This is a genomic window from Streptomyces sp. CB02959 (assembly GCF_002803155.1).
Classification (GTDB): domain Bacteria; phylum Actinomycetota; class Actinomycetes; order Streptomycetales; family Streptomycetaceae; genus Streptomyces.
On the sequence record NZ_NNBP01000029.1, the window covers coordinates 98,255 to 111,483 of the forward strand.

General features: G+C 70.4%; 13 protein-coding genes. 9 read left to right on the top strand and 4 right to left on the bottom strand.

What is annotated here, in order from left to right; translation table 11 throughout:
- The first annotated feature begins 34 nt into the window (after positions 1 to 34).
- Positions 35 to 211: a hypothetical protein gene (locus CG747_RS48390; RefSeq protein ID WP_180985848.1), complete on the top strand. Its 177-nt coding sequence runs from the start codon at positions 35 to 37 to the stop codon at positions 209 to 211.
- A 352-nt stretch (positions 212 to 563) separates the two neighbouring features.
- Positions 564 to 1,949 carry a (2,3-dihydroxybenzoyl)adenylate synthase gene (locus tag CG747_RS36635; protein WP_257980971.1) on the top strand — a complete coding sequence of 462 codons (1,386 nt, stop codon included), beginning with the start codon at positions 564 to 566 and terminating at the stop codon, positions 1,947 to 1,949.
- 42 nt (positions 1,950 to 1,991) lie between these two features.
- Here CG747_RS36635 and CG747_RS36640 read toward each other — a convergent pair whose 3' ends face one another.
- The 3 genes from CG747_RS36640 to CG747_RS36650 form a co-directional block, all read right to left on the bottom strand.
- Positions 1,992 to 3,137, bottom strand: a complete 1,146-nt coding sequence (locus CG747_RS36640; protein WP_100606222.1) for an RNA polymerase sigma factor — start codon at positions 3,135 to 3,137, stop codon at positions 1,992 to 1,994.
- A gap of 17 nt (positions 3,138 to 3,154) precedes the next feature.
- Positions 3,155 to 3,562, bottom strand: a complete 408-nt coding sequence (locus tag CG747_RS36645; protein ID WP_100606223.1) for a YciI family protein — start codon at positions 3,560 to 3,562, stop codon at positions 3,155 to 3,157.
- A 133-nt stretch (positions 3,563 to 3,695) separates the two neighbouring features.
- A complete protein-coding gene (locus CG747_RS36650) occupies positions 3,696 to 4,286 on the bottom strand; it encodes a hypothetical protein (RefSeq protein WP_100606224.1) in 591 nt (196 codons plus the stop codon).
- Positions 4,287 to 4,575: 289 nt separating this feature from the next.
- Here CG747_RS36650 and CG747_RS36655 point away from each other — a divergent pair, with 289 nt between their 5' ends.
- The 4 genes from CG747_RS36655 to CG747_RS36670 all read left to right on the top strand — a co-directional run bounded on the left by CG747_RS36655 (position 4,576) and on the right by CG747_RS36670 (position 7,259).
- Positions 4,576 to 4,926 carry a VOC family protein gene (locus tag CG747_RS36655; RefSeq protein WP_100606225.1) on the top strand — a complete coding sequence of 117 codons (351 nt, stop codon included), beginning with the start codon at positions 4,576 to 4,578 and terminating at the stop codon, positions 4,924 to 4,926.
- 149 nt (positions 4,927 to 5,075) lie between these two features.
- Positions 5,076 to 5,654 (top strand): DJ-1/PfpI family protein, encoded by a 579-nt coding sequence (locus tag CG747_RS36660; protein WP_100606226.1) that lies wholly within the window; start codon positions 5,076 to 5,078, stop codon positions 5,652 to 5,654.
- 108 nt (positions 5,655 to 5,762) lie between these two features.
- The gene (locus CG747_RS36665; protein WP_146022209.1) at positions 5,763 to 6,503 is read left to right on the top strand and encodes a hypothetical protein; all 741 of its coding nucleotides are present in this window, start codon (positions 5,763 to 5,765) and stop codon (positions 6,501 to 6,503) included.
- Between the two features lie 423 nt (positions 6,504 to 6,926).
- Positions 6,927 to 7,259, top strand: coding sequence for a hypothetical protein (locus CG747_RS36670; protein ID WP_100606228.1), 333 nt, complete (start codon positions 6,927 to 6,929; stop codon positions 7,257 to 7,259).
- 867 nt (positions 7,260 to 8,126) lie between these two features.
- Here the strand turns inward: CG747_RS36670 and CG747_RS36675 are convergent.
- A complete protein-coding gene (locus CG747_RS36675; RefSeq protein WP_100606229.1) occupies positions 8,127 to 9,509 on the bottom strand; it encodes an MFS transporter in 1,383 nt (460 codons plus the stop codon).
- 58 nt (positions 9,510 to 9,567) lie between these two features.
- Between CG747_RS36675 and CG747_RS36680 the strand changes: the two genes are divergently transcribed.
- The 3 genes from CG747_RS36680 to CG747_RS36690 all read left to right on the top strand — a co-directional run.
- Positions 9,568 to 10,098, top strand: coding sequence for a CGNR zinc finger domain-containing protein (locus CG747_RS36680; RefSeq protein WP_100606230.1), 531 nt, complete (start codon positions 9,568 to 9,570; stop codon positions 10,096 to 10,098).
- Between the two features lie 781 nt (positions 10,099 to 10,879).
- A complete protein-coding gene (gene gcl, locus CG747_RS36685) occupies positions 10,880 to 12,661 on the top strand; it encodes a glyoxylate carboligase (RefSeq protein WP_100606231.1) in 1,782 nt (593 codons plus the stop codon).
- Between the two features lie 130 nt (positions 12,662 to 12,791).
- On the top strand, positions 12,792 to 13,229 hold a 438-nt coding region (locus tag CG747_RS36690), incomplete at its 3' end, for a TIM barrel protein (RefSeq protein WP_146022210.1).

The window sequence follows — 13,229 nt, forward strand, 5'->3', positions numbered from 1 at the left end:
ACACGGTTGCACCTCGGACCCGACTGAAGCCCCAGTGAACCCGACTGAACGCGACGGTATGACGGGAGAACGCCCAGGTCAGACAGGTGAATTGGCAGGCTGCCGGATGATGTCGCTGGTGCCCTCGCCGATCTACACCATTTTCGAGGGCACCAGCGAAATCCAGCGACTGGTCATCGCCCGGACGCTGTCGGGAATGCCGATCCGTTAGACATAGGTGCAGTAAGGCACGCTGGTCCGGTCTTGCGCCGAAGGCCCCGTCCCTCTCCGGGACGGGGTCTTCGCGTTGTGGTGGATCCCGCCCTGGCGCGATTCCGAGTGGGCTTGCGTCCCGACCGTTCCTCCTGGTCAGCGGTGCCCGGTTGGACTTTTTGCTGAGGGAATTCGGTGTCCGTGGTGGGTAAAGCGCATTGTGCGGAGGGGGTTGGCGGATTTGATCGTCGAGTTCGAGGGCCCCGGCCCCGCGGTCGTCGGAATCACCGCTGCCCGGCTGCCCGGACCTCGTCACGGCGCCACACGACCCGCACGGCTCCCGGCTCGGAGAGCGGTACAGAAGGAAGCCAATGACATCCATGCTCGACGGCTGCACGCCCTGGCCCGAGGAGTTCGTCGACCGCTACTGGGCGGCCGGGCACTGGCGCGGCAACACGCTGGACAACCTGCTGCGCGGCTGGGCCCTGGAACACGGTCCGCGGACCGCGCTCGTGCACGGCGACACCCGCATCACATACGCGCACCTGAACCGGCGCGTGGACCGCATGGCCGCCGGATTCCGGCTGCGCGGCCTCCGGCCCGGGCAACGGGTCGTCGTCCAGCTGCCGAACGTCCCCGAGTTCGTCCTCACCGTGTTCGCGCTGATGCGGGCCGGCGCGCTCCCCGTGATCTGCCCGGTCTCGCACCGCACGGCCGAGGTGTCCCGCCTCGTGCAGGTCACCGAGGCCGTCGGCTACGTCGGTCCCGCGACGTACCAGGGCTTCGACCACACGGCGATGGCCGCGGACATCGCGGCCCAAGGGCCCTTCCTGCGGCGGGTGTTCACCCATGAGGAGCCCGGTGCCGCGTCCCCGTACGGCGGCCTGTCGACCGACCGGTCGGGTTGCCACTACTTCCCGCTGGGCTCCATCGACGCCCCGCCCACACCGGCGCGGGCACAGAGCGCCGACCAGGTGGCGTTCTTCCTGCTCTCCGGCGGTACCGCGGCACCCGGACTCGTTCCGCGCACCCACAACGACTACGCCTACCAGGCCGGGGCCGCCGCCGAGCTGGTGTCGCTCACCGGGGACGACGTGTACCTCGCCGCGCAGCCCGCCGGGTCCAACCTCGCCTTCGGCTGCCCCGGCATCGTCGGGACCCTCTCCGTCGGCGGCACCGTCGTCCTGGTCGAGGACCCGGCACCGGCCGTATGCCTTCCGGCCATCGAACGAGAGGGAGTCACCGTCACCTCGGTGGAGCCCGCCGTCGCCCGGCTCTGGCTCGACGCCCTCCCCACGGTCCGGGCCGACTTGAGCAGTCTGCGTCTCGTGCAGATCGGTGGCGCGCCCCTGCCCCGGGCGACCGCCGAACGCATGGGCGCCGCATGGGGCTGCCGCCCGCAGCAGGTCCGCGCCACGGCCGAGGGGCCGCTCACCCTCACCCGGCCCGACGATCCGGACGAGACCGTGCTCACCACGCAGGGCCGCCCGCTCTCGCCCGACGACGAGATCCGCATCGTCGACGCCGACGGCAAGGACGTGCCCGACGGGGAGCCCGGCGAACTCCTCGCCCGCGGTCCCTACACCCCGCGCGGCTACTACCGGGCACCCGACCGCAACGCCCGCTCCTTCACCGCCGACGGCTACCTCCGCACCGGCGACGTCGCCCGGCGCACACCGGACGGCAACCTGGTGGTGACCGGCCGCCGCACGGACGCCCCCATGCGGGCCGACGACGCGGACCCGGCCGGCCCGTGACGGGCCGCGCCGAGTGCCGCGGGACAGGACGCGAGCGACCCGTCAGCGACTCCGGCGGGCGTTGAGCCGGGCGGCCTGGCGCATCAGGTGGTCGCGCTCGGCGAGGTCGGGTGCCTTCCGGGCCGCCTCGGCGTAGAGCCGTGCCGCCGTCGCCGGGTCGCCGTCCCGCTCGTGGAGGTACGCCGCCACCGCGGTGTGCCGGGGCAGCGCGGCGTCCAGCGCCGCGAGCGCCGCCAGCCCGGCGCGCGGCCCGTCGGCCTCACCGACGGCGACTGCGCGGTTGAGCCGGACCACCGGGCTGTCGGTCAGGCCCGCGAGCTCGTCGTACCACTCGACGATCTGCACCCAGTCGGTCTCCTCGGCGGTCGGCGCGTCGGCGTGGAGCGCCGCGATGGCGGCCTGTGCCTGGAACTCGCCCAGCCGGTCGCGGGCGAGGGCCGCCTGCAGGATCGCGACGCCCTCGGCGATCGCCCCGGTGTCCCACCGGCCGCGGTCCTGCTCGGCGAGCGGCACCAGGCTGCCGTCGGGCGCGGTCCGGGCGGCGCGCCGGGCGTGGTGGAGCAGCATGAGGGCGAGCAGCCCCGCCACCTCGGGGTGGTCGATCGAGGCCGCGAGCTGCCGGGTGAGCCGGATGGCCTCGGCGGCCAGGTCGACGTCGCCGGAGTAGCCCTCGTTGAAGACCAGGTAGAGGACGCGGAGCACGGTGGCGACGTCGCCGGGCCGGTCGAACCGCACACCGGAGACGGTGCGCTTGGCGCGGCTGATGCGCTGCGCCATGGTCGCCTCGGGCACGAGGTAGGCCCGGGCGATCTGGCGGGTGGTCAGTCCGCCGACGGCGCGCAGCGTGAGCGCGACCGCGGACGACGGCGTCAGCGACGGGTGGGCGCACAGGAAGTAGAGCTGGAGCGTGTCGTCCACCGCGGGGGCGGGCCCGGGCGCCGGCTCCTCGTCGACGAGGTGCTCACGTCGGCGGCGGGCGGTGTCCGCCCGGGTCGCGTCGAGGAACCTGCGCCAGGCCACGGTGACCAGCCAGCCCTTCGGGTCGCGAACGGGGTCGGCGGGCCAGCCGCGGACCGCCTCGACCAGCGCGTCCTGCACGGCGTCCTCGGCCGCCGCGAAGTCGGCTCCGCGGCGGACGAGGACGGCGAGCACACTCGGGGTGAGGCTCCGGAGCAGGGCCGCGTCCATCGGAGTCACCTGGGAGGTCACTCCGTGATGGTGGGCGGCGCGGACAGGAACGGGCGCAGCTCCAGCCACTCGTGGATCGGCTTCCCACCCGCCCCGGGGGCGGCGGACAGCTCCCCGGCCAGCTCGACGGCGCGCTCGTGGCTGTCGACGTCGATCACCATCCACCCGGCGATGAGGTCCTTGGTCTCGGCGAACGGGCCGTCGGTGACCGGCGGGCGGCCCTCCCCGTCGTACCGGACCCACGTGCCCTCGGGGGCGAGCGCCTGGGCGTCGACGAACTCGCCGGTCTTCTCCAGCCGGTCCGCGAAGTCCCGCATGAACTGCACGTGCGCCGAGATCTCCTCCGGCGTCCACTGGTCCATGGGCACGCAGTCGGCCGGAGCCGGGGCGCCGCGGTAGTGCTTGAGCAGCAGGTACTTGGCCATGGTGGTTCTCCTCGGTACTGGTACGACCCATTGTGGTCGCGTTCACCCCGGGGACGGAGCCGGTCACGGGTTCTCGACATCGCCGTCCGAAGTTTTTTTTTGCGGCAGGGCGGCCGGACGGGGGCCTGCCCTCTCACACGGCGCCGGCCGGTGGCCGGTCGTCATCCGGCACGGCCCTGGGGCGGCGCCAATCGGGGCGGCTCCGGTCCAGGTCGGCCATCCGCTTCCTGGTGTTCTTCCGTTGCATCCAGCCCCATGGCCGTAATTCCCTGCGCATGGCGAGGAGGCACGCGTCCATTGCGGCAATGTTGTCGTAATAGAACCTGGTGGAGCCGGGCATTTCCGGGTCCGTCGCGATGGGCGGGGAATTCCATGCCTGCTTGCGGTATTCGCCGCACTGCTTCCGGGTCTGCGAGAAGAGATTGACGTAGGCGTCGCTGACGACCGGGGAGTCCATGGCCAGCAGTGTCTGGTAGTGGTGCAGTCTCCCGAAGACGTTGCTTACGCGCGCCGCCAGGGCTGATCGGGTCGCCGGGGTCGCGTCGACCCGATGGCGTATCGCATAGGGCAACTCCTGGTATTCGTGGATGACTTGGAGAGCCTGGGCGTACATCTGGCTCTTGGTCTCGCGCCGCTTCATGTGCTGGTTCACCCAGTACCCGGCGAGTGCCACCAGGGCGGTGAGGAGTGCGCTGGCGAGTGCGGCCTTTGTGGCTGTGTCCATGACTGTGGCGCATGAGCAGGTGGTGCGCCGACCTCCCCCTTGTGAGTCTTGCAGGCACCGGATTCGGGAGACTAGACGACGCCGCGCCGTCCGGGCCCACCATTGCCGTTGTCGGCGACGGCCCTCCCGGGCTCGCGGCCGCGGGCGTCCGGGACGTGGCGCTCACCGGCCGGCGGGCCCGGCCGTGGCAGGATGCCCGCGCACCGACCGCCGCGGCCCCTGTCGAACCGGCCGCGGAGACCGCCCGCACCTCAGGCGGCGTCTGGGGTGAGACGAACGAGGGGCCAGCATGATCAGCGGATCGCACGTCATCCTCCACAGCCAGGACGCGCCGGCCGACCGCGCCTTCCTCCGCGACGTCCTCGGCTTCCCCGGCGTCGACGCGGGCGGAGGCTGGCTGATCTTCAAACTGCCTCCGGCCGAGGTCGCCGTCCACCCCACCGACGACGCACCACGGCACGAGCTCTACCTGATGTGCGACGACCTCCACGCCGAGCTGGACCGGCTCCGCGCGCAGGGCGTCGGGGCCACCCGCCCGGTCAGCGAGCAGCGCTGGGGCCTCCTGACCGCCGTCCGCCTCCCCAGCGGCGCCGAGCTCCCCCTCTACCAGCCGCTCCACCCGGTCGCCCACGGCCTGTGAGGAAGGGCGCGCCGGCGCTCCCGGGCCGTGGGCGACCGGAAACCGGCGGCGGACGAGGCATTCGGGGCCCCCTGGTGGGGAACCGATTGATCCGATACGCCCGGTCGCCCCCGATCGGGCCGACTGCTGCGATCACGAGGAGTCCCGCCATGCCCAAGATCCTGCTCATCGCCGGCGACGCCACCGAGGACCTGGAGTTCTTCTACCCGTACCAGCGGCTGCTGGAGGAGGGCTACGAGCTGCGGATCGCCGCCCCGTCGCGCAAGAAGCTGCAGTTCGTCGTGCATGACTTCGTCGACGACTTCGACACCTACGTCGAGCGCCAGGGCCACTCCTGGCCGGCCGATCTCGCGCTGTCCGAGGTCGACCCGGCGGAGTACGCGGCCCTTGTCCTCCCCGGCGGCCGGGCGCCCGAATACCTCCGGCACGACGCCGACTTCCGGCGCGTCGTCACGCACTTCTTCGACACGGACAAGCCGGTCGCGCACATCTGCCACGCGGCCATCGCGCTGGCCCCGCTCGGTGTGCTCAAGGGCCGCCGGACCTCCGCCTACCCCGCCTGCGCGCCGGAGGTGGAACTGGGCGGCGGGGTCTTCGTGGACGGCGCGGCGGTGGTGGACGGCAAGGTCGTCTCGGCCCGTGCCTGGAACGATCAGCCGGAGTGGATGCGGGCGTTCGTGGAGATCCTGCGGGAGCACGCGCCGGCGGGAAGTCCCGCACAGGGCTGAGGGCCGCGCGGGCGGCTGCCGCCGACCAGGCGGGCGGGGCTGTCACGGTCCTGCGATGTGAGCTTTCGTGGCCGATGTGCGCCGGGGCCGGTCTGCCATGCTGGGGCGATGCCGAGTGAAGACGGTTCCGGAGCAAGCGCTTTACCGCGGGTGGTCAATCCGCTGTGGATCATTTCGCTGTTTCTCGGGTTGTCCGAGACGACTGCGGGTGTCGTGGCGGCGTTGGCGAGTGGCTGGGTCCAAGGAGCGCTGACGCTGTTCGCGATCGTCTTTCCCCTCCTCGTTTCCGGGGCGTTTTTCACTGTCCTCTGGCGAAAACCCGAAGTGCTCTACGCGCCCGGCGACTTCCCCGAGCATGTGCCCGTCGGGACCTATGTCGACGGTATGCGACGGGGATCGAGAGGACAGGTCGAACTGCTCGAAGAGGTGGTTCGGGAAACGCTGGAGTCGGTGTTGCCCTCGTTCCTGTCCAGCAAGGCGACACCGGCCGAGGCGATGCAACTCGTGAACGAAGCCATCGAGAGCGCCCATGACGGCATTGCGAGCCGCGTGTTGACCATCGATCTCAGCGGGGTGGACCAGTCCTTCCTCCAGGCGCAATTCCCGCTGTTCGAAGGGGCAACTGTTTCTGATTTCCTGGACAGGCTGTGGGCCATGCTCCGGGATCATGTCAAGCCGTACACCTATGGCACGCACTGGGTGCTGATCGATCGCAAGGGCGGGCATGTGCTGCGCGATATCGGCACCCAGTGGGCCAAGAACAATCTTGGTTCGGCCGATGACGAGAGACTGCTGAAAGACGTGGGAATCCACGCGAACTCGGATCTTGCGGCGGTGCTGCTGCGATAGCGCAATCCGGTGGATATCGCGGGGAACTCCGGTGGCTCGGGGGTCGGTGACCACCTCGTAGGCATGGGTGACCGCCTTGCGCAAACCGGCTGCTTCCGTCGGGTCGCGACAGTACGGAACGGAAGGTAGGGGCCCGGTCGCGCGGCGCGGGGAGCAACGGGTTCCGTGGGGAGTGCCGCCTGCCGACCAGGTGCGGCCGGGCCGCCACCTGCAACTTCCGGTGTCGCCGGCGCCGCTGTTGCGGCCGTAATGCGGTGAAAGCGTCCGCCGCCGTGAAGTTTCGGAGCCTCCGGGGATTGCGGAGAATCCTCCGAAAGGGCGCGGCGTCAAACCTCCGGGCGGGTGAAACGTGGACTGACGGCCTGAGAACGGTGGCATGGATTCCACGTCCTAGCGACCTCAACGACATTTCGGAGCTCACCCATGCGCATGCGCACTGCTCTCACCGCCGCAATCCTGTTTTCGGGCGCCTTCTTCGGGTCCGTCGGCACCGCTGTCGCCGACGAGCACGCGGGAGACGTGATGGGCGTCGGCAACCAGGTCATGCAAGACGTGAACACCGACGATTCACATGCCTGGATCTTCGGCGACGACGGCTCGGAGCACGGCAACAAGGGCAAGGAGGGCAAGGAGGGCAAGGAAGGTAAGGAAGGCAACAAGGGCAAGGAAGGCAAGGAAGGCAAGGAAGGCAAGGAATGCAACGAGGGTAAAGAAGGCAAGAAGGACGGCTCGGAGACTGCTCCGGACGAGGACTAGTAAGGCCCTCGCCACCTTGCTCTGCCCTGCCCCTGCTTCAGCGTCGGCGCCGAAGCGGGGGCGGGTCCTTTTCCGCCCGGATACCGCCGCACATGACGGACCGGCAGGACAATTCGGGATTCTCACATCGGAGCCGGTGCGGGAGCGCGGCAGGCGGCGGATTCCGCGGTGTCCCGGTGGAAAGGCCGCGGTACGGCATCAGGGACGAAGAGCGGTACCGGCGGATGAACGGGGCGGCACCAGGGCCGCGGGGACGGGCCGACCGCGAAGGAGAGCGGAAAGTCCGCTGAGCTACCGGGGTTTTGGTCCGGCGCAGGCCGAAGGGCGGGCCGGGGGTGTGCCCCGGTCCCGCCCTCCGGTGTGGCGTCAGTCCCGGCCGTCGCGCGGGGCGAAGTGCAGCAGCCGGTCAGCCTCCCGCTGGGTCTCCTGCGCGACGCGGCGGCTCTCGGCGACCACATCGCCGTGTTTCGACACGAGGCTCTCGTAGATCGGTGAACCGCTCGCCGGGGCGGGCGCGGGGGCTGGCAGGGGGGCGGGCATGGGTTACTCCTGAGAATTGATCGGGCGGACGGCGGCAGCCGGGCACGGTGCACGCCGCCGGCGCCCCACTACCCAATCACGCCGAACGCACTCCCTGCCGCCTATGTGATCCGTTACACGTCCGGATGGTGAGACGTGAGGGCTGAGGAGCGGTCATGACTCCCGGGCCACCGGGCCCTCCGTCACCGGTTCCGCGTTGCGCCGGGTCTTCGCTCAGCCGGGTGCGCCACCGGCTGCCGGAAGACGTAGAGCGTCTCCGGCACGCCCCGGCACCGGACACCGCCCGGCCCGCCCTCCGGACGAACGACGGGACTTCGCGGACACGGCCTAGGCCGGCTGGACGGTGGGGCGCCGGGCCTTGAGCAGCCGGAGTGCCAGCAACCCGCTTCCCAGCCCGACGACGGCCGCGACCCCGAATACCGCGGACAGTCCGCTCGCGTACGCCGCATGCAGGTCGACGCCGTCCTTGCCGGACGAGAACTGGTGGAATACGGAGCCGAGCACGGCGATGCCCAGCGCCAGGCCGAGCTGGCGCGCACAGTTGGCCGCGGCGGAGGCGACCCCGCTCTGCGACGCGGGCGCGGCGGACATGGCGATGGCGGGCAGCACGGGGGAGACGATGCCCGCGCCGATACCGGTGATGATCAGTCCCGGTACCAGCGCCGCCCAGGACGAGTCGGCGTCGACCGTCAGCATGAGGACGTTGCCCACGCCCACGGCCACCGTGCCGCCGCCGAGCGTCACGTACGAGGGGAGCCGGTGCAGTGCGCTGCCGACCACGGCGGAGGTGGCGAAGAACGCCACCGGCTGCACCGTGATGACCAGGGCCGTGGGAAGGGAGGTGAGCCCCACGCTGTCCTGCAGCCAGATCGACATGACCGGCAGCGCACCGAATCCGGCGAGGTAGTACCCCATCGCCGCGACCAGCGTTCCGTTGAACTCCCGCTTGCGGAACAGCGACAGCGAGATCATCGGGTTGCTGCCGGCCCGCTCGACCAGGACGAACGCGATGAGCATCAGCGCGCCGACGACGAAGCCGAGCACCGCTGAGGTGGCTCCCCACCCCTGCTCGCCGCCGCGGATGATGCCGAAGGTGATGCCGATCGCCGCCAGGGTGAAGGTGCAGATGCCCGGGTAGTCGATGCGGGTCGGGGTACTGGCGTCGTCGATCAGCACCGCGGCGGACAACGCCACCGTGAGCACGCAGACCGGCACCCCGCCGAAGAAGATCCACTGCCAGGACAGGAACTGTGTCAGGACGCCGCCCGCGACATTGCCGATACCGGCGGCGGCGCCGGCGACCGCGCCCCAGACCGCGAAGGCCACGCCCTTGTCGCGTCCGGTGTAGGTGAGTCCGATCAGGGGCAGCAGGGTCGAGAACATCGCGGCACCGGCCAGGCCCTGTACCGCCCGCGCGGCGATCAGTACGGCGACATTGCCGGCTGATCCGCAGACGAGCGTGGAGACGCCGAAGATCCCCAGGCCGGCCAGGTAGAGGCGTTTGCGCCCCAGGTTGTCGCCGAGCGATCCCATGCCGAGCAGCAGTCCTGCGAGGGCGAGGGTGTAGACATCGACGATCCACTGCAGGGAGCCGAAGCTCGCGTGCAGGTCGTGGGCCATGCTGGGGAGCGCCACCGTCACGATCGTCGAGTAGACGAGCAGCATGAACGTTCCCAAGCAGGTGGCGACCAACGGCAGCCATTTGCGCATGGGTGTGCTTCCTTCCGGGGCCTGGAGCCTTCCGGAACAAGCCTGCTGTAATAGGCTTATGCAGCAGAACCCTTACGGGGAAGATCCCGTACGGCTCATCCTGGACCTCGCGGCCGCACCGCCGCGCTCACCCGGGGAGTTCGCCGAACGCTGCGTCGCGGCGGGCATGGCGATCGACCGGCCGGTGGGCGACGAAGACCTGGCGGAGATCCTGGAGTTCATCCCGCGCTGGCTCACGGTGGTCGACGCCGATACCCCCGAGCGGCGGGCCGTGCTGCTCAACGAGCTGCTGACGACCTCGTCCGCGCACCCCCGGCTGACCGACCACGCCGACGGCGGCTGGCACATCCACTACCGCGACGATGGCCTGGGCCTGGCGAGTGTGGTGCGGGCAGTGGTCAGTGTGGGCACCGCCCTGCACCTGACCAGCCGCGGCATGGACCGCCTCGGCCGGTGTGCGCTGGCCGAGTGCGGCCGGGCGTACGGCGACTTCACACGGGGCGGCCGACAGCGCTACTGCTGCCACGCCTGCGCGAACCGCGACGCCGTGCGCCGGTTCCGCACCCGGCAGGCAGCACAGAACCCGTGAGTCCGGCGGCGAGGGGGAGGCATCCCCTCGGGGATCAACGGCCGACGCTCGACGGCCCAGGACTCCCAGCCCCGGGACGGGAAGAAGCTCGGGATCATGAGTGGCGACCGTAGAGACACCACACGCCTCAGCGCAGAACCCGAACACCCAGGCCATCAGCCGAGTTGAGGCCGATCGCCACACGGAAACCGAGCAGAGACCATGACTCGGAAGCCCGCCAGGATCATGTGCAGGCCCGGCTCGTAGTCGCCCAGCAGGGCACCCCGCTTCCAGGGGCGGCGCCCGGTGGCGGCGATCCGGTCGAGGGCGGACGGCCGGGTCGGCGAGGGCGCGCAGAAGCTGAGGACGGAGGTCGGCGGGGTCCGCAGGTTGTGCGCGGCGGAGGCGAGGAACTCGTCGCGCCGGCGGGCGAGTTCGGCGAGCGCCGCGTTGTCGCGGTGCAGCGCGTGCTCGCGGAGCTTGGCCCCGGGGACCGCCGTCCGCCGTCCACAGCGATCCGCAGGGCCGCCCGTCCGCGTCGTACGGCGGCGCCGTCTCGCGCCGGATGATCCGGCCGTCGGCGAGCGGGAACTCGGCGGCGCGGTGCACCCGGCGCGCGGTGCTCTTCCGGCCCGACCGGCGGGTTCCGTTCGGGCCGTCCGTAGGACGCCTCTTGACGCTTTGCACGACTCGCTCTACGTTCTCCTTCCATAAAGCAAAACATTAATTCCATGATGCGGAATTAACCCTCCCGGCCTCTTCGGCCGGACTTGCCCGTGACAGGTCGACGCAGGAGTACTCGATGCCTCGAATGACAGCCGCCCGCGCTGCGGTGGAGATCCTCAAGCGCGAGGGCGTGACCAACGCCTTCGGAGTGCCGGGCGCGGCGATCAACCCCTTCTACGCGGCGCTCAAGGCCGCGGGCGGGATCGACCACACGCTGGCCCGCCACGTCGAGGGTGCCTCGCACATGGCCGAGGGTTACACCCGGACCAACCCGGGCAACATCGGCGTCTGCATCGGCACCTCGGGCCCGGCCGGCACCGACATGATCACCGGTCTCTACTCCGCGACCGGCGACTCCATCCCGATCCTCTGCATCACCGGCCAGGCGCCCGTCGCGGTGATCCAGAAGGAGGACTTCCAGGCCGTCGACATCGCCGCGATCGCCAAGCCGGTCGCCAAGGCCGCGACCACGGTCATGGAGGCCGCCCAGGTCCCCGGCGTCTTCCAGCAGGCGTTCCACCTGATGCGCTCCGGCCGTCCCGGCCCGGTCCTGATCGACCTGCCGATCGACGTCCAGCTCACCGAGATCGACTTCGACCCGGAGACGTACGAGCCGCTGCCCGCCTTCAAGCCGGCCGCGACCCGCGCCCAGATCGAGAAGGCGATCACCCTCCTCAACGAGTCCGAGCGCCCGCTGATCGTCGCCGGCGGCGGCATCATCAACGCGGACGCCGCCGACCTGCTGGTCGAGTTCGCCGAGCTGACCGGCACCCCGGTCATCCCGACCCTGATGGGCTGGGGCATCGTCCCCGACGACCACGAGCTGAACGCCGGCATGGTGGGCCTGCAGACCTCGCACCGCTACGGCAACGCGAACTTCCTGGAGTCCGACTTCGTCCTCGGCATCGGCAACCGCTGGGCCAACCGCCACACCGGCAAGCTGGACCTGTACACCAAGGGCCGCAAGTTCGTCCACGTCGACATCGAGCCGACCCAGATCGGCAAGATCTTCGCCCCGGACTACGGCATCGCCTCCGACGCCAAGGCCGCCCTGGAGCTGTTCGTCGAGGTGGCCAAGGAGCTCAAGGCCGCCGGCAAGCTGCCCGACCGCAGCGACTGGGCCGCCTCCACCCAGGAGCGCAAGGCTCAGCTCCAGCGCCGTACGCACTTCGACAACATCCCGATGAAGCCGCAGCGCGTCTACGAGGAGATGAACAAGGCGTTCGGCCCGGAGACCCGGTACGTCACCACCATCGGCCTCTCCCAGATCGCCGGCGCGCAGATGCTGCACGTCTACAAGCCGCGCCACTGGATCAACTGCGGCCAGGCCGGCCCGCTGGGCTGGACCATCCCGGCCGCGCTGGGTGTCGCCAAGGCCGACCCGGAGACCCCGGTCGTCGCGCTGTCCGGCGACTACGACTTCCAGTTCATGATCGAGGAGCTGGCGGTCGGCGCCCAGCACAAGATCCCCTACATCCACGTCCTGGTGAACAACGCATACCTGGGCCTGATCCGCCAGGCGCAGCGCAACTTCGACATCAACTTCCAGGTCAACCTGGAGTTCGAGAACATCAACTCGCCGGAGCTGGGCGTCTACGGCGTGGACCACGTCAAGGTCGCCGAGGGCCTGGGCTGCAAGGCGATCCGGGTCACCGACCCCAGCGAGCTGGGTGCCGCCCTGGAGGAGGCCAAGAAGCTGGCCGCCGAGCACCGCGTCCCGGTCGTCGTCGAGGCGATCCTGGAGCGGATCACCAACATCTCGATGGCCGCCGCGGAGATCGACAAGGTCAACGAGTGGGAAGAGGTCGCGACCGAGCCCGGTCACGCCCCCACCGCGATCAAGCCGCTCAAGGTCTGACGGGCGAGGTCGGTTTCCGGACCCGATCCGGACGATGTGCCGGGCGCGGCTTGACGGTCGCGCCCGGCGCCCCGCAACATCCCGTAAAGCAGAAATAGAAATCCGCTATCCGGAAGGAGCGCCGGGCCCTATGGGTTTCACGGACACGCGCTTCAACGTCAATCTGTCGATCCTGTTCACCGAGCTTCCGTTGTTGGAGCGGCCGGCTGCCGCGCGGGCGGCGGGCTTCACGGCGGTGGAGCTGTGGTGGCCGTGGGTGGACGCACCGACCCCGGAGCGGTCCGAGCTGGACGCGCTGCGCGATGCCCTGCGGGATGCGGGCACGCAGCTGACGGGGCTGAACTTCTATGCCGGGCAGTTGCCGGGTCCGGACCGCGGTGCGCTGGCGGTTCCGGGGGCGGAGTCGGAGAAGTTCAGGGCGAATGTGCCGGTGGCGATCGAGTTCGCGACGTCGCTGGGGTGCACCACCTTCAACGCCCTGTACGGCAACCGCGTCGAGGGTGTCGGTGCGGCGGAGCAGGACGCGTTGGCGTTGGAGAACCTGGTCTTCGCGGCGCGGGCGGTCGGT